Genomic DNA, 17,692 nt, shown 5'->3' on the forward strand with positions numbered 1-17,692 from the left:
ATTAAATCATAAGATGATTTAAATAACCTACATAGATAATAGTAATGGAAGATAGGCAAATTCCTTCAAATGAAATCCTTCGTTTAGCCGCCCTGAAGGAATTGAATATACTTTATACTCCCGCCGAACAAGATTTTGATGATATCGTTACCTTAGCTACCCAAATAAGCGGTGCCTCTATTGCTTTGATTAGTTTGATGGATTCAGATCGACAATGGTTTAAAGCAAAAATTGGTATTGACTTTTGTGAAGTTTCCAGAAACGATTCTTTCTGTGTGCACATGATTCAAGAAGAATCTATGTTAATCATAGAGGATGTTACCCTAGATGACCGTTTTAAGCACAATTCTTTTGTAACAGGCGAACCTTATGTACGTTTTTACATGGGTATTCCTATTACAACGCCCAAAGGGTACATTCTAGGTTCATTATGTCTTTTTGACTCAAAAACCTTAAAGTTAAGCGATCAACAAATTAATAGCTTACAGATTCTTGCTAGGCAGGCTCAATCTTTATTTAATAAAAAATCAGCACAAAATCATGCTGAAAAAATCCTTTCAACCTATGCCAACATTACGCAAGATTCAATCATTATTCTTGATTTAGACAAATACATTATCGATTCGAATACAGCTTTTCAAGAAAGGCTTGAGCTATTTTTAGGCAAAAAATATCAAAATGGTGTGAGCATTTATGAGTATTCACATCCTTCCACTCATACTTTTATTGATACCTACTTTCCTAAAGCTGTACTTGGGGAAGACATTATTGATGAATTGTTTATACCATTTTCAAAACAAGGCAATTGGTACAAAGTACGTTTTATCCCATTAAGAGACCCTCAACATAATATTCAGGGTGTAGTGATTACCCTTACTAATATTACTGACCAGAAAAATTATGAAAAAGAACTCCAATCCCTAAACAGGGAACTCAATTTTCATTACACAAACTCACCGTTAGCAGTAATTAATTGGGATAAAAATCTAATCATAAAAAGTTGGTCTGAACAAGCTGAAGTTATTTTTGGTTGGAAAGCCCACGAAGTGTTAAATAAATCATATTTTGATTTATCCCTTGTTCCTGAAAATGATTTTGATAGAGTAAGGGAATATTCAAATACGATGATTAGGGATAATATTAATAGGCTAACATCTAAAAATAAAAACTTAACAAAAACAGGCAAAATTATTTATTGCAATTGGCATAACTCCATCTTAAAAGATGAAAATGGAGAAGTAATTTCGATTTTGTCATTGGTAGAAAATGTTACTGACATCATCAAAATCACCAAAGATTTAGCCACAAAAACAAGTAATTATGAAGCCTTAATTAATAGTACCGACGATTTAGTTTGGAGTGTTGATACAAACTATCATTTAATGACGATGAATAATTCCTTTCTTAATACTTGTAATACTGAAAGAGGAATTAAATATGAGGTTGGTAGTCCTGTTTTTGTACCATCATTGTCAGTATCACTAACAACATTTTGGAAGCAAATTTACGATAGGGCCTTTCAAGGGGAAAGTTTTACAACTGACTTTTCTTATGCGGCTATAGACCCAGAAATTACTTCAGAAATATATTATGAAGTGAATGTAGACCCTATTTTTAAAAATGAAAATATCGTTGGGGCAGCGATGTCATTGCAAGATATATCTGAAAAAAGAATTGCTGAACAAAAATTATTGGAGTCAGAAGCTAACCTTCAAGCTATTTTTAATACAACTGATACTGGCTACATCCTTATCAACAATCATCTGGATGTAGTTTCGTTCAATAAAATTGCCAGTGATATTTCTTCTCAGAATTTCTTTAATGCCAATAAAAAAGCTGAAATAGGGAAACCGATTTTAGACTATTTCCCCGAAGAAAGAAGACCAATATTGCAGAAAATGATGCTGACCGTTTTGGATGGCAAAAAGCTTGAATATGAAATTAACTTTCCTCAACCCAATGGTACAACAAATTGGTATTTTGTAAGATTATACCCTATAGAAAACAAAACCAATCAGAACTATGGGCTAGTGATGGCGTTGTCGGATATTAGTAATCAAAAGCTTTCTGCTATCGAGCTACATATCAGTAAAGAAAGGTTTGATCTTGCTGTGAAGGGCTCTAGTGATGGTATTTGGGACTGGGATATTACCAACAATGTCACTTATTTATCCCATAGATTCAGAGACATGTTGGGTTTTCCTCATGATGAAATATACCTCAACATTCCATTTCTTACTTTTTTGAATGAGTTAAGCCATGAGGACGATGTAGCTCTAGTTACTTTAGCGATTAACAAACACCTTGAACAGCGTGACATTTTTCATCATGAGTTTAGGTTGAAGACGAACACAGGAATTTATCGATGGTTTTTAATTCGTGGACAAGCTACGTGGGATGAAGAAAACCGCCCTTCAAGGATGGCTGGCTCATTAACAGACATCACTGAACGTAAGCTAGCAGATAAGCAATTGCAACAAAGCGAAACGATGTTTAGTGATTTAGCTAAAAACTCGCCCGGTATTGTTTTCCAGTTTTGTGTTGAATCTGACGGCTCTTCCTACTTCTCATACTTAAGTGATAAAGGCAACGACATATTTGGTCACTTGATAAATGATAAAAATTGGGCATCAAAAATAAAAATTCCTCATAAAGAAAAAAGCGCTTTCTTTAACTCTATCGCATTGGCTATTGTCAACAAAAAAGAATGGACCTATGAAGGAGAAATAGAAACAAAAGATGGCAAGAAAAAATGGTTTCATGGACTAGCAAGTCCGATTATCAAAGAAGATAAAATTACGTATAACGGTATATCTTTTGATATTACTGAAAGAAAAATTGCGGAGGAAGACCGTAAGAATTTACGAAAATTAGAGATTTCTCTGGCCAAAGAAAAGGAAGTAAGCAACTTGAAATCAAGGTTTATTTCACTGACTTCTCACGAATTCAGAACACCCATTACTGCCATTGTTACAAGTGCTGATTTATTAGATCATTACACGCTAAATGTCAGTGAAAAGGCTCTTCAACATAAAATCAAAACCCATATCGACAAGATAATATTTCAGGCAAATCGGTTAGATGATATGCTGAAAGATATTTTACTTATCGGAAAAACAGCTGAAGGGAAATTGTCTGTTAAACCTCAGCCTATCGATATTAATAGATTCTTGAATGATATTAATAATCAATATTATACGAACAGAAAAGATGGTAGGAAGTTAAACCTATTCTTAAGTGAAGAACGCCATGAAATCTCTACTGACCCAGTTTTATTAAGCCATATTATCAGTAATTTAGTAAATAATGCCTTTAAATATTCTGCTGATGCCAAAGAACCAGAGCTTTATTTAAAGTATTATCCTTCGTTTTTCTCCATTATCGTAAAAGATTATGGCATTGGTATTCCCTTAGAAGATCAGGAACATTTATTTGAAACTTTCTTTAGGGCAAACAATGTATTGAATATTGAAGGTACGGGATTAGGGTTGACTATTACCAAAGAATTCACCAAGAAATTAGGTGGTGATATCAACTTTAGTAGTAATCAATCCAAAGGCAGTACATTTACTATCAGACTTCCCTATACGTTGTAAATTTTAATCAATTTGTAATGCTGGAATTTTTAAAGTAACCTCAAAAATATTATTGTTTGTTTTCACTTCTAAACTTCCTCGTTGTTTAGTAGCCCATTCCTTTACAATATATAAACCCAACCCAGAACCATTCATATCTTTAGAGTAATGTGCCTGAAAAAAGGGTTTTATTAACGCTGTACTCATAGCATATGAGCCTTTGTAATGGTTTTGTATCTTCAACACAAACATATTATTTTCTGAAAAGGCTTCTGAGTGTATTTCGAATTTAGCATCAGAATATTGAATTACATTTTGAAGTAATTCTGTAAGCATTTGCTCTAGCAATTCTCTGTCACAGCCAAACAAAAAAGAGCTTTCACCTTTAATCTGAATATTAAATTGTGTGCTTGTACTATTCTTTAAGAAATCAAAAATGATTTTCTGTAACTCAGCAATATTCACGTTAGCTTTACTAGTAGCATTTCCCCAAGGGTCAATCCTATGTGCTAATTGATTATACCACAATAACTTACGAGTAACCCTAAGCATTCTTTGTCCAGAAACTTGTATGGCTTTTACAATACTATTCGCATCTTTTAAATCATTTTGGTTAATCATCTCTTCGAGGAGCGTACCAAAATTGATGATGCCATTCAAAGGTGTCAGGTATTCGTGTGTAGAAATTTGGTAAAAAACATCAATAGCATTTTTCCTTGTTTCAATCGCAGCATTTACTTTTTTAGCTGAACTTATCTCTATCCTTGCCTGAATAGTTTCAATTAAATCTTTTGACGAATAGGGCTTTGTTAAAAAGTCGTCTGCTCCAAGATTCATCCCTTTCCTTTTGTCTGTTAAATCCGCTAAACCCGAAAGGAAGATAAAAGGCAAATTAATAAATCCCTTGTCTTGCCTTATTATTCTCAGGACGTCAAATCCATCCATTGAGTCTAGCATGATATCACAAACCACCAAGTCTGGAATAATCTCTTCTATAAGCAAAATTCCCTCTTTGCTACTATTAGCTACAAAACATTCATAGCCATTCAGCGATAAAATTAAACTGGTATTTTCAGCAAGAAGTAAATCGTCTTCAATGAGCACTATCCTAGACATGTCTTTATCGTTTAGTCGGTAGATTATTTCAAATATAAGAGCCTTAATATCTTGATTTTGGCTACCTTATATTTATCACGTTCATAAATTTCAACATTATTCCTACTACATAATACATTAAAAATAAGCAAATTATCAGTCTTTTCATACAAGAAATATATTCTATTTCTCAAAAACAAGATTATACGTTTGTCTTAAAAATCATTTCAATACAATTTAATGTTTTTATAGTTAAATTTTAGCATATTTTTTTTGAAAACTAGCTATCTTTAAAAGAAAATCCCTTTTAGCATTCCTGCTAAAAGGGATTTTCTTTTAAAAACACTTTTTAGTGTTATACAATAGCATTAAAATATTCTTGTGCTTGTAAAATAGCTTCCTGAAGCGCATCTTTTCCTACTGGCTTAGAGAGGTATTTAATGATTTCAGCATGGGGAGCATTTTTTCTAAAAACGGTATAATCAGATGCTGAAACGACAATTGTTAATATCTTTTTTTCTTTGAATTCAAAATAGTTATCTACTGTATATTCCAAAAATTCATATCCATCCATCACAGGCATATTTAAATCAAGCAACACGATGATTTTATCATACTCAGTGCGTTTAATCCATTCTATAGCCTCTTGTCCATCTGTAACTTCGTCATAAGGAATATTACAAGACTGTAGATATTTTCGCATCAAAAAGCGATTAAGGTGTTCATCGTCAACGATTAAAGCTATAGAGTTATTTGGCATTTTACTAATGTGTTAGTTCTTACTTGGAATATTGAATCTAGTTATGTTTAAAATGATGACAAGCCAACGCTTTTATGTTAATAAGTAAAATAACTTTATCAAAGTTAATCATACTCATTGCACTGAATCAGGATATTTGATTGAAATAAAGCTAACAAAAGTCAGTTTTTTTATTCCTAACCTAAAGATTAATTATTCATTTATAAAGACTTTTTGACGAGTCAGATAATGAAATTTATTCAAAAGCTCAACCTTATCTTTTAAAGATAAAACAATCGTGATTACAAATTGTCAAATATTTAAAAAAATATAAAATATTATATAAGTACACTTTTTAATAATATTTTCCCCTAAAAACCTATTCTTTCACTTATGCAAAATTAACATTTGCTAATTCAAAAGCAACTTATTATTGATTTATGAAAAATTATTTCATCATTTTTATGATAACAATCTCAATCAATAAAAAGGCTAATGCGGCTATTAAAAAATACTTCCACAACGATATTCCGAAGTTTTGTTCTTTAAAGGTATCTACTAAATCTGCATCATCTATTTTATCAAAAACCTCAATATTTTTGTTTTTACTAAAAATATTTTTCAATTCATTTACACTATAAAAATCCATGATTGATTCATTATGGTCATGATTGAATGCCAATACTTTCTGTAATTGTCCGTCTAACAACAATTCATAATATCCCGACTCTAACACTTGGTTATCATTCAATTGATTGGCTTTGGGTAGTTCAACAGTAAGTGTATTGCCAACTAAATTCTGTACAGGAATAAATTCCATCTTATTCCTTTTTAGCGTAAACAGCGACTTCCGTCCATTCACATCAGCTTTGCCGCTGTTTAAAACGATAGCAATCGTATTAGACTCAAAAGAAAAGGCTGCTTGTTCCTGTATGACGCTCTGAGCCGCTATCTTATACATGATTGGTACAAACAGTGCATTTCGGGCAAACTCGCCAAACTGAATAGCTAGGGGTGCCGCTAATAAATATACTTTGCCTTTTTCAACGGGCGAAACCGTTAGGAAAGCTTGATTGTTTCTAAAACTCAATAATTTGTCTCCAACTGCTTGCCAATTGATTACTGCTTGCTGATTAGGCATTTGCATCATTTCTTTTTGAGTAGAATTATCAAAAATATCTGCAAAGAATAAAGACGACTTGGCAGGTTCAGTCAACGGTGTGGATTCCGTATTAATATTTTTATCCTGAATATTCCGAATATTGAACGCACTTAAAAAAGCATTGTAACTATTCAAATCAGGAGATTGATTAGGAATCACCATTAAGCTCCCTCCTGCCCTTACAAAGTCTGTCAGGGCAGTCTTCATGCTCCCTTCAATACTTTGTAGGCCTTCTAAAATAATAAAGTCTACTGTTTTGAAACTCCCAATATCTACGTTAGATGCCCCATAGCTTTTAAAAGCAAAAATGCTATCGTTAGCAAAAACTGCGGGTAAATACTTATCTCCACTGTTTTGACCAAACAAATGTAATACCTTGATTTTGGGAGCAACATTCAACACAAAGAAATAATCATTATCAAAAGTAATGGGCGTATCATCAAAAGAGATATTGGCTTTTTTAAAGCCCTTGCCTTGAATATTGAAAGAGAAGTTACTAACAGTTGATGATTTTGCTGGAATGGTGGCAATCGTAGATGAAACCTGTAAGCCATCAATTAATAGTTTTACAGGTAGGTTTTCTACTGCTTTCTCGCCTGTATTAAATAGCTTTACTGATAATTGGTTTACCTGCATTTCACGCACAAAAGGCGTATTCAACCAAACAGAATCTACAAAAACATTTTGTAGTGCTTTAGCCTGTACAGGGACAACAAAAAGGTGTGAGTTGGAATCTAACGCAAGCTTTGACAGGTTTCCAGCAGTTGATTTTTGAAAATCTGAAAACCAAACATATTGATTACCGCCCTGTGAGTTATGTTTAGATGCAAGGTTTTTTTGTCGATTCAAAACCTGTTCTAACGTACGTGGACTATGCGTAAACTTGATTGAAGTAGTTCGCTCTTTGATTTGCTGAGTATTACCAATGGCGTGTTCGTCAGCAGAGAAATCATTGGTAACTAACTGTAGCTTTGAGCCTTGCGGAAAGGCAAGTAACAACTCTTCGGTTTTACTGATGGCTTTATCCAGATACGTTTTTTTATCCAGCTCGTTTTGCATGGATAGTGAATTATCAATGTACAAGCTCGTTATTCCTCCTATTTTCACCTTGCTCCCACTTTTTGAGGGAATAAATGGCTGGGCAAATGCTAAAACCAATGCTATAATAAAAGCCATTCTAGCGGCCATAATCAATAGGTGCTTTAACCTACGAAATGACGATGTAGTAGTATTGACTGTCCGCAAAAAAGCAACATTCGTGAAGTATACTTTTTTGGTTCTTCTAAAATTAAAAAGGTGAATAATTAAGGGAATCGCTGCGGCTAAAAGTCCCCAAAGAAAAAACGGATATAGAAATTGCATGAAAATGTTCCTTCGTTTTTGTTCAAGTCACAGCCTATTACTACTGAGCCTGAAATTTCATTAATGTATAAAACTACAAAAAAAAGCCATCATTGATTAAATCAACGATGGCTAATTCAAGATTTGTATAACAATCTTTTATAGAAAGATAAAATCAAAGAATAGACAGTGTCTAGCGACTGATTTCAAGAATTTCAAATTCAAGTTTTCCAGCAGGTGCTTGGATTTCTGCCACGTCGCCTACTGATTTACCGAATAGTCCTTTTCCGAAGGGCGATGAATTAGAGATTTTACCCGCTTTCAAGTCTGCTTCCTCTTCCGACACGATGGTATAAACCACTTCCATGCCACTTTTCTTATTCTTGATTTTTACTTTTGATAAAATAGATACTTTAGACGTATCAATGTTAGTCTCGTTCAACACGCGTGCATTGGCCACGATTTCTTCCATTTTAGAAATCTTCAATTCCAACAAACCTTGTGCATCCTTTGCGGCATCATACTCCGCATTTTCACTAAGATCACCTTTATCACGAGCCTCCGCAATTTGCTTGGCCATATCCGAACGACCCTGCAATTTTAAATATTGCAATTCAGCTTTTAATTCCTCTAACTTCTCTGGAGTATAATACTGTACTTTTCCCATTGTTTTATTTTTTACAAAGTATTAATGTAAACTGACCCAAAACCTTAGCCTAGATTTTTGTCGTTTCTATTCATAACTTCTTTGAGTTGATACAAAAAAAATTACTGACATCGCTGCCAGCAAGTGTTATATCAATTCTGAAAATAATAAACTTCAATTCTTTACAAACAAAAAGAACGGCTTTCGACCGTTCTACAAGATTTTTTATGACCTTTGCAGAAATTTCGAAGCTAATTAACTTTGCTTGATTGAGTCTTTCGTTGCATATTTTACTGAATTGAGTTAGCAAAGATAATAAAACGTATTTCGATTTCAAAGAGAAATTTCAAATTGTGTTTTTTTTAGAAATTTTGTATTCAATTAAAGAAGCGAACAGCTTTGAGCCTTTAGCTATGAGCTAAAAACTATTACAATGAAAATCATTTCTTTCTCTGAAATATCATTTTTAAAGGACAATTTTAGCATTCTCAATGCCACATTAATCGTGGTATAAAAAATATTAATCTTATGAAAATAATCTTTATGGGTACTCCCGACTTTGCGGTTGAGAGTTTAAAAACTTTAGTTGAAAATAATTGTAATGTGGTAGCGGTAATTACGGCACCAGATAAACCGATTGGACGTGGATTAAAAATGGGTATGTCGCCTGTAAAAGAATATGTATTAGCCAATGCATCGCATATACCCATATTACAGCCTGAAAAGTTAAAAAATCCAGATTTCTTAACTGAATTAAAAAGTTATGAAGCCGACCTACAAATAGTAGTGGCTTTTAGAATGTTGCCCGAAGCTGTTTGGACAATGCCACGTTTAGGAACGTTCAATTTACATGGTTCGCTTTTACCACAATATCGTGGTGCTGCCCCTATCAACTGGGCGATTATTAATGGCGAGACTGAAACAGGTGTGACTACTTTCTTTTTAAAGCATGAAATAGATACAGGGTCAATCATCTTTCAAGAAAAAGAACCGATTGCTGAGACCGATACCGTGGGCGATGTCTATGTGCGTTTGATGCAGATTGGAGCGAAATTGGTTTTAAAGACTGTTAGAGCGATTGAAGGTGGTAGCTATCCTCAAGAACCTCAAATAGAATCGGATGAAATAAAACACGCTCCTAAGATTTTTAAAGAAACTTGTGAGATTGATTGGACGAAATCTACTAAATCAATTTATGATTTTATCAGAGGGCTATCTCCCTACCCAGCCGCTTGGACAACCTTGAATGGTAAAGTTTGTAAAATATATCGTACTTCAAAAGTAACGGACGAGACTATTCAATTTGAAGAGGCTTATAAAAGTGATGGTAAAAAGTACCTGTATTTTAAATGTGCTGATGGTTATTTAGCCATTGAAGAGCTACAATTAGAAGGCAAAAAACGCATGGGGATTGAGGAGTTTTTGCGGGGGTATAGGTTGTAGTTTGGACTTTAGGACTAGAGGACTTTAGGACTAAAAATGACTTATATATAATTAAATAGTGATGTATTAATGATTTAAATGGGGTAAAATAATCCTTCAAATTGGGCTTTCAACCCTTATCACTAGCCCGTGACTTAAGTCACGGGCTAGTGATAAGGTGGGATATTCCTCAACGATTCTCCAATTTATACCACTGTATAGTCTTCAATAATTCACGTCTGTTCTGAATCTTCTGTGAAGCCATCTTCGGTGAATAGTATTTCTCTAAATAATCAAGTACTACTTTTTCTGATTCCCCTAAATCCCATAATTTATGGTTCTTCTGCATCCATCTGATTTTATCTTTCCAGCCTTCACGAGTAAATCGATGTTGTTGAATCAATTGAGTATTATGGCAAGCAGTGCACTGTGCTTTTACCATTATCAAATTAGCATCGTTGATTAATCCAGTTTCTGAATCAATCGTCAATGAATCAGATAGGCTATGGTGTTGACTTTGTAGTACTAAGTTTGATGTATTGATGCTGATGTTACTTTCTTCTGATTGTTTGAAGGCAAGAAAAACCATCATTATCGTTCCGACAAATAAATATATGTTGATAACTTTCATCTCGATGTTGGTTTATACGACTTTCACCGCAATTCTGTGACAAGCATTATTCAAATATCCCCCCGGATTCCACTGAGGAATTACCATTGGCTGCGTAATTCCTTTGCTATCGGTTGCCTTTACCCATACTTCAAAGTAGCCCTTTTGTGAAAAATCTAAGACTAAAGACCAATGTTGCCAAGCTAAACGATTTTTAGGAACTTCCAGATTACACTTTTTCCAACTAACACCATAATCAAGCGAAACGGCTACTTCCTTAATGGCTAAATCTCCCGCCCAAGCGTGTCCACGCAAGGTAATCGTTTTTCCTGTATCAATTACAGCGCCCGTTTTAGGGTAAGTAATTAAAGACTTTACAGGCATGGCTTCGATAATTTTAAAATTCTCGGGAATTTCGGCTAATTTCTCTCCTGGTTCAATCGGATTAATCGGTATTCTATAGCTATGCCCACTCATTTTTTCGCCATCATGCTCTTTGTTTCTGACCACAATCTTATCCAACCACTTTCCAGAAACAGAAGCAGGCCAACCACCAATGACTAAGCGTAGGGGAAAACCATGTTCCAAAGGAATATCTTTACCATTTACAGCCCAAGCAATCAAAGTTTCATCTTCCAAGGCTTTTTTAATCGGTACCCCCCTTGAAATAACTGATTTATTAGGCGTTCTGCTCAAATGAATATCTTTTCCGTAATAACCAATATATACGGCATCGTCTTTTAACCCGACATCCGTTAAAATATCCTTCAATCTAACGCCTGTCCACTCTGCACAACTTACTGCCCCTTGGTCCCATTGATTACCCGAAGTTTGTGGAAAATAGCCCGAACGTCCATTTCCTCCACATTCCAATGTAAGCTGATAGGTATAATGTTTAAATTTTTCCTTTAAGTCTTTGAGTTTATAAGTCTTTGAAGTCTTTACCGATTCACCACCAATGGTTAACGTCCAAGTATTAACGTCAATATTGCCTTCTGGCACCAAGCCGTTGTTGCGAATAAACATTTTTTCAACAGGCGTTACTTTATCGTCAAGTAAATGTGGAGGCGTTTCTACGTTCCAAGGTTTATCAGAAAGAATGATTAATTCTTTGTTTTTCCAGTCGGGTAAACCGCCTTCTACTGGACTTAAAATTGTTGGAGAAGACTTTGCAAAAGGGATGTTGGGAATGACTAATCCCAACAAAGTAGAATAAGTACTTTTCTTTAAAAAATCTCGTCTGTCTTGAATCATTTTTTTATTGTTAATTTGTCTTTCAATAATGTACAAAAAATTAAATCGACATTTTTAGCCAATCAGGTGGTTTGATTCCTCACTACAAAGTTGACTTATTTTAACATACTACAAGCAAGATATTCAGTAAAAATACTATTTCTATCTGCTTTTAGGATTTGAGTCTCCCAAAATAGAAAAAACATTTAATATGAAAATATACAAAACCAAACAAGGAATTATCGTAGAATCGGCTGACAAGTTTTATTTATCTGCTGAAAAAAATTGGGATATTTATGTAAATCGTGATGATTTATATGAACAAGTAAGCAAGGAAATCACCACACTTTCAAGCATTGAATGGGCTGGAAACGACATCCTTGCCCCCATCAGTCAACAAGAAATTTGGGCATCTGGCGTAACCTATATGCGTAGCCGTGAAGCCAGAATAGAAGAATCTAAAGATGCGGGCGGTGGAGATTTTTATGCACGCGTATATGATGCAGAACGTCCCGAGATTTTCTTTAAATCATCAGCGAGCCGTTGTGTAGGTACAAATGATTTTGTACGCATCCGTAAAGATTCAGCATGGAATATTCCTGAACCAGAATTGACACTCTTTGCTACTTCAAGTGGAAAAATTGTAGGTTACACCGCAGGGAACGATATGAGTTCAAGAGATATTGAGGGCGAGAATCCTTTGTATTTACCGCAGGCTAAAAGTTACGATAAGGCGGCCGCTATTGGTCCATGTTTGTATGTAACTGACGGAGAAATTAGCCCAGATACGTTGATTTCGCTAGAGATTTTGAGAGAAAACGTTTCACAATTTCAGGGAAGTATTGCGATTAATCGTATGAAACGCCAGCACAATGAATTGATTTCATTCTTATTCAGAGAGATGTCTTTCCCACACGGAGCTTATTTGATGACTGGAACGGGTGTAGTGCCACCGAATGAATTTTCGTTAGCCATTGGCGATGTCATAAATATTTCTATCGAAGGTATTGGAACACTTACTAATACTGTAGAGCAGAAAGCGTAAAATTAAATAATAACTAAAAAGTAAAATAGTCACTGGTAAAATAATACTAGCGACTATTTTATTTTATAAGCATATATCGATATATTTAACTATAAATACTACTCTTAATCTATTCTTCACTAAATAAGTTACCTTATGAAAAAGCTCCTATTACTATACATCCTTTTTTTATCCCTTTCAATCAACAGCCATGCACAATGCGAGCTAATGAAAGTAGAAATTAAGGATACTACCGTCAAGAAAGCACTAAAAGAATATATTGGTCTGGGCTATAAGTACAATAAGCTTCCAGGGGATAAAGGTATTGTTTTATTACAAATTAGTAGAGGTATGAAATATATGGGAAATAACATATATGAGATGAGAACTTCGCTGGATGTATGTATCACTTGGGATAATCATTATAAAGAGTACAAAACACCCTATACCAATTATACCATTATTGATGATGAGATTATTTTGATACAGTATGAAGGACAAGGGGGCATAATAACATCTTCTGAAGAATGTTCAAAGTGTATAGATAAAATTGTTGGTAATAAAGTAAAACAATTCCCTCCTATTGAAGAATACTGGACGACTATACCTTATTCAAATATAAGAGCAAAAAAGAGAAAAGATCGTAAAGCAGAGATTTATATGGGTGGTTCTTATTGGATAGATAGTAAAGGAAATTACACCTTTGGGTATGGTATTTAATATTTCAATTTTGAGTCATAGCTTTAAAAGCTATGACTCAAAAAAAACTACAAAAACATCTCCTGCAAAGCCTTCCACAAGGCTTTTTTCTTTTCTACATCATGCTGCAATTCACTCAATGCATGAGAAAACAAAAAACGAATATTTTTGATCTCTTTGGTTTGATATGGATTGAGTGGAATTTCAAGCTTTATCTTTGGCAGAGCTACTCCAAAAGTAATAAAATGGCTAATAAGATTTTGCGAGAAAGCAGTTCTGGCATTCATCTGGCTCAAATCTGCCAAGCGAACTAAGTCTATCTGATTAAGATTGAGCTTTACAGCTGTCAAGATTTTAGCTAACAATGCTTGGTCTGCTTCGCTATATTCATCTACCAAAATAACTATTCTGTGATTAGGCACAAAATGTAAAACTTTTACCTCTTCTACTTTGGTGTCAGCTTTTACTATTGTTTTTTCCTCAACAGGTGTTGCAATTTGGCTATTTTCAACAGCTATTTCTTCTTTTTGCAAACTTTGTTCAGGAATTACATACAATTGTTCTCCTGCAAAAAGTTGTTGAAAAAGGATGGTATTATTCTCGGGCATTATCTCTTACAATTAACATTTCAATAAAAACTTCCCTACAAATTTCAAACAATCTTCTGGTTCTTCAATCATCCCCATGTGTCCTACTTCATCAAGAATAGAAGATGAGAAAAATTTAGGTATCATAATTTGTGCTTTGGCATCTGCTGGAGCTACACTTTTATCTCTTTCGCCAATAATAAACATTACTGGACAACGCAACGACTTCAACACGTGCTTGCGGTCGGGACGGTCGCGCATGGCTTCCATTCCAGCAATAAGAGCCTTGACAGGTAAAGACGAAGAAGCCTCAATGTGTTTTTGGATGATTTCAGGGTGTTTTTTGGCAAAAGCCTCAGCATATAAATTAGGGGTTGAAACTTTGATAAAAGCTTCCGCACCATGCGTTTTTATGAACTCCACATTTTTATTTCTAGCTGCCTTTTTCTCATCTGAATCAGCAAAAGCTGTAGAATGAAAAAGCCCAAGCCCTAATACTTTGTCAGGATATTTTTCGGCAAATGCCAAAGCAATATACCCGCCCATTGAATGCCCAATGATTACACATTTTTCAAAACCGCTTTCGGTAACACTTTTTTCTACAAAATCTGCGTAATCATCAATCGTCTTTAGATTACTCAATCGTGCATATTCTGGAACAATTATATAAAAATCCTTTTGTAAAAAAGGTACATAACCGCTCCAAATGGTAGCATCCTCACCAAAACCATGTAATAATACAACTGCTTTTTTCATAATATTGATACCAGAAGTCAAGTCTAAACACTTGCTTCATTTTATTTAATGATAGTTTTCGGAGCTATTTTTCCTCCAAACTTTAATACGAACCCAAGCAAACACACAATCAAACTTCCAAAAAATAAAACACTTAAATACTGATTATAATACACAATAGCAACCATACATACCAAAGACAACACCAAGGCAATAATAGGAAAATATGGATAAAAAGGAGCAATAAAAGGTCTGTCTAGCTGAGGTTCTTTTTTACGCAAAGCTAACAAACTTAGCATACTCATGGCATACATTACCACAGCCCCCAAGCCCGACATAATAATGATTTTATTGGTCGTACCCGTAAAAATAGCAATTGCTCCTACTATACCGCCCGCTATCAATGCCCAATGGGGCGTTTGATACTTTTTGTTAACAACCGATAAAAATTTAGGCAAATAACCTGCCCGAGCCAACGCAAAGATTTGTCGAGAATAACTAATCGTATTACAATGAAACGAAGCAATCAAGCCAAATAGTCCTAAACTAGCAAACACTTTTGAAAGACTATTGTTTTTTCCTAAGGCCATCGAGAGTGTTTCGGGCAAAGGATAGTCAATATTACTCAATGTTCGCCAATCGCCAACGCCTCCGCTCAGAATCATTACGCCCAAAGCCAATATTACCAAGGTAATGATACTAGAAATATAGGCTTTTGGAATAGTAGTACGGGGTTCTTTCACTTCCTCTGCTACCATGGCTACGCCTTCAATCGCTACAAAAAACCATATTGCAAAAGGTATACCAGCAAAAACACTATCGACCGTAATAGTAGGCGGATTGTTGGCAATAAAGTTTTCTGTTTTGTAAAAAGGAAAGATAACTGCTATAAAAATGATTAATTCTAAAACCGACAAAATGGTAACAAACAATGAAAATCGAGCAGATTCTTTGATACCGAAAAGGTTTATCGTAATAAATATCACATACATGCTTATTGCCGTAGGTACTACAGGAATAGCAGGATGTAAGAAATTGACATAACTCCCAAGGGCATAGGCAATGGCAGGGGGTGCTAATAAAAAATCTACTAATGTGGCAAAGCCTGCAATAAAACCGCCCACTTGACCAAATGCTCTGTTGGCATAATCAAAAGCTCCACCAGCATGAGGAATAGACGTTGTAAGCTCGGTATAGGAGAAAATAAAGGTAACGTACATGACAGTTACCAACAATGTTGCTATTAAAAAGCCAATTGTTCCAGAGGAAGCCCACCCATAATTCCAGCCAAAGTACTCTCCTGAAATAACAAGTCCTACTGCAATAGCCCACAATTGGGTGGTATTAATAACTTTTTTAAGGGTTGGCTGATGGTTGTCGGCTGTCGGTTCTCGGCTGTCGATTGTCTGCATAAGTTTATAGTATTAATAAGGATTAAAATGCTGATGAATTGATAATGCTATATATTTTAAATTAAGACGAAATCCACAAACGCTACTAAAACCCATTCCAAAAAACCCAAACACTAAAAAAACTGATAGTCGAATTCCGACGACTTTCAGCCTTTTTCAAATTCGCTAATAAACAAATATACAAAAGGCTCAGAGAATCTCTGAGCCTTTTGTATTAAATTCTAAATTGATCACTAAGCTGTTACTTTCAGTATACTTACTAATTTATCTACTACATAATCAATCTCTTCTATCGTATTATACTTTGAAAACGAGAACCTAACCGATGGTCTTTCAGGCGAAACATTCAAGGCTGTTAATACATGCGAGCCAATATCTGAGCCACTCGTACAGGCACTTCCGCCTGATGCTGATATTTTATTAATGTCTAAATTGAACAAAAACATATCTGCTTCTTCAGATGGTGGGAAGCTTACATTTAGCACCGTGTAAAGACTTGTCTCTAAATTGTCAGAGTCCCCATTGAATTCAATATCATCTAATTCACTGCTCAATCTAGCTATCATTCTAGCTTTCAGCATTTCAATATGCTTTCTGTGTTCGTCCATGTCCGCATAGGCAATTTCTAACGCTTTAGCCAACCCTACGATACCATATACATTTTCGGTTCCTCCGCGCATATTTCTTTCTTGCGAACCGCCATGAATAAAGGGTGTTATTTTGCTCTTGGCATTGATGTACAAAAAGCCAATGCCTTTAGGACCATGAAATTTATGAGCTGCACCTACCATGAAATCAATTTTCATTTGTTGTAAATCATGGCGATAATGTCCCATTGTTTGTACGGTATCTGAATGAAAAATAGCACCGTAGTCTTCGCACAATTGCCCAACCACTGCTAAATCCAACAAATTACCGATTTCATTATTCCCATGCATCAACGAAACCAATGTCTTCGGGTTATCACGTAGTAATTCCTCTAAATGCTTTAAATCTACATGACCTTTTGCATCTAATTCAACATAACTTAGCTTGATTTTCCCTTTTTTAGCCATGTATTCCAATGTATGAAGTACGGCATGGTGCTCAATGGGTGAAGTAATGGCATGAGTGATGCCGAAATCTTCAATAGAACGGACAATCGCAGTGTTATCAGCCTCTGTTCCACCAGAGGTAAAAAAGATTTCCGCAGGTGAAGTATTTAATAATCCTGCAATCGTTTTTCTGGCACGCTCAATGGTATTACGAACTTCACGTCCGTGAGTATGGATAGAAGATGGATTTCCAAAATTAGATTCCATCATGGGTAACATAGCTTCGATTACTGCTTTGTCCATTGGAGTGGTGGCAGCATTATCTAAATAAATTCTATTCATTGAATTAATTTGGAGATTAATGAAGTGTTTTGGCTT

At 34.9% G+C, this 17,692-nt stretch carries 14 protein-coding genes; 4 read left to right on the forward strand and 10 right to left on the reverse strand.

Features of this window, described 5'->3' with window-relative positions; translation table 11 throughout:
* The first annotated feature begins 44 nt into the window (after positions 1-44).
* Positions 45-3,596, forward strand: coding sequence for a PAS domain S-box protein (locus tag AC07N0_RS01105; RefSeq protein WP_494587795.1), 3,552 nt, complete (start codon positions 45-47; stop codon positions 3,594-3,596).
* A 3-nt stretch (positions 3,597-3,599) separates the two neighbouring features.
* Here AC07N0_RS01105 and AC07N0_RS01110 read toward each other — a convergent pair whose 3' ends face one another.
* The 4 genes from AC07N0_RS01110 to greA all read right to left on the reverse strand — a co-directional run bounded on the left by AC07N0_RS01110 (position 3,600) and on the right by greA (position 8,579).
* A complete protein-coding gene (locus tag AC07N0_RS01110; RefSeq protein ID WP_492800390.1) occupies positions 3,600-4,691 on the reverse strand; it encodes a hybrid sensor histidine kinase/response regulator in 1,092 nt (363 codons plus the stop codon).
* A gap of 334 nt (positions 4,692-5,025) precedes the next feature.
* The gene (locus AC07N0_RS01115) at positions 5,026-5,430 is read right to left on the reverse strand and encodes a response regulator (RefSeq protein ID WP_492800391.1); all 405 of its coding nucleotides are present in this window, start codon (positions 5,428-5,430) and stop codon (positions 5,026-5,028) included.
* A 427-nt stretch (positions 5,431-5,857) separates the two neighbouring features.
* Positions 5,858-7,933 carry a BatA domain-containing protein gene (locus tag AC07N0_RS01120; RefSeq protein ID WP_494587796.1) on the reverse strand — a complete coding sequence of 692 codons (2,076 nt, stop codon included), beginning with the start codon at positions 7,931-7,933 and terminating at the stop codon, positions 5,858-5,860.
* A 172-nt stretch (positions 7,934-8,105) separates the two neighbouring features.
* Positions 8,106-8,579, reverse strand: a complete 474-nt coding sequence (gene greA / locus AC07N0_RS01125) for a transcription elongation factor GreA (RefSeq protein ID WP_492800393.1) — start codon at positions 8,577-8,579, stop codon at positions 8,106-8,108.
* A gap of 507 nt (positions 8,580-9,086) precedes the next feature.
* Here greA and fmt point away from each other — a divergent pair.
* Positions 9,087-10,001, forward strand: a complete 915-nt coding sequence (gene fmt / locus AC07N0_RS01130; protein WP_494587797.1) for a methionyl-tRNA formyltransferase — start codon at positions 9,087-9,089, stop codon at positions 9,999-10,001.
* Positions 10,002-10,170: 169 nt separating this feature from the next.
* Here fmt and AC07N0_RS01135 read toward each other — a convergent pair whose 3' ends face one another.
* Complete coding sequence (locus tag AC07N0_RS01135; RefSeq protein ID WP_494587798.1) at positions 10,171-10,611, reverse strand: hypothetical protein; 441 nt, start codon at positions 10,609-10,611, stop codon at positions 10,171-10,173.
* Between the two features lie 12 nt (positions 10,612-10,623).
* Complete coding sequence (locus AC07N0_RS01140) at positions 10,624-11,844, reverse strand: sulfite oxidase (protein WP_494587799.1); 1,221 nt, start codon at positions 11,842-11,844, stop codon at positions 10,624-10,626.
* A gap of 190 nt (positions 11,845-12,034) precedes the next feature.
* Between AC07N0_RS01140 and AC07N0_RS01145 the strand changes: the two genes are divergently transcribed.
* Positions 12,035-12,868: a fumarylacetoacetate hydrolase family protein gene (locus AC07N0_RS01145; RefSeq protein WP_494587800.1), complete on the forward strand. Its 834-nt coding sequence runs from the start codon at positions 12,035-12,037 to the stop codon at positions 12,866-12,868.
* 135 nt (positions 12,869-13,003) lie between these two features.
* Entirely contained in the window at positions 13,004-13,567 is a 564-nt protein-coding gene (locus AC07N0_RS01150) for a hypothetical protein (protein WP_494587801.1), read from the forward strand.
* Positions 13,568-13,614: 47 nt separating this feature from the next.
* Here AC07N0_RS01150 and AC07N0_RS01155 read toward each other — a convergent pair whose 3' ends face one another.
* The 4 genes from AC07N0_RS01155 to AC07N0_RS01170 form a co-directional block, all read right to left on the reverse strand.
* The gene (locus AC07N0_RS01155) at positions 13,615-14,154 is read right to left on the reverse strand and encodes a DNA polymerase III subunit psi (protein WP_494587802.1); all 540 of its coding nucleotides are present in this window, start codon (positions 14,152-14,154) and stop codon (positions 13,615-13,617) included.
* Positions 14,155-14,166: 12 nt separating this feature from the next.
* The gene (locus AC07N0_RS01160; RefSeq protein ID WP_492800403.1) at positions 14,167-14,889 is read right to left on the reverse strand and encodes an alpha/beta fold hydrolase; all 723 of its coding nucleotides are present in this window, start codon (positions 14,887-14,889) and stop codon (positions 14,167-14,169) included.
* Between the two features lie 41 nt (positions 14,890-14,930).
* Positions 14,931-16,280 carry an ethanolamine permease gene (eat, locus tag AC07N0_RS01165; RefSeq protein ID WP_494587803.1) on the reverse strand — a complete coding sequence of 450 codons (1,350 nt, stop codon included), beginning with the start codon at positions 16,278-16,280 and terminating at the stop codon, positions 14,931-14,933.
* A gap of 233 nt (positions 16,281-16,513) precedes the next feature.
* Entirely contained in the window at positions 16,514-17,656 is a 1,143-nt protein-coding gene (locus tag AC07N0_RS01170) for a cysteine desulfurase family protein (RefSeq protein ID WP_494587804.1), read from the reverse strand.
* Positions 17,657-17,692: the final 36 nt, after the last annotated feature.

The sequence above is a fragment of the Arcicella sp. GW821-FHT09D11 genome, from assembly GCF_059416265.1.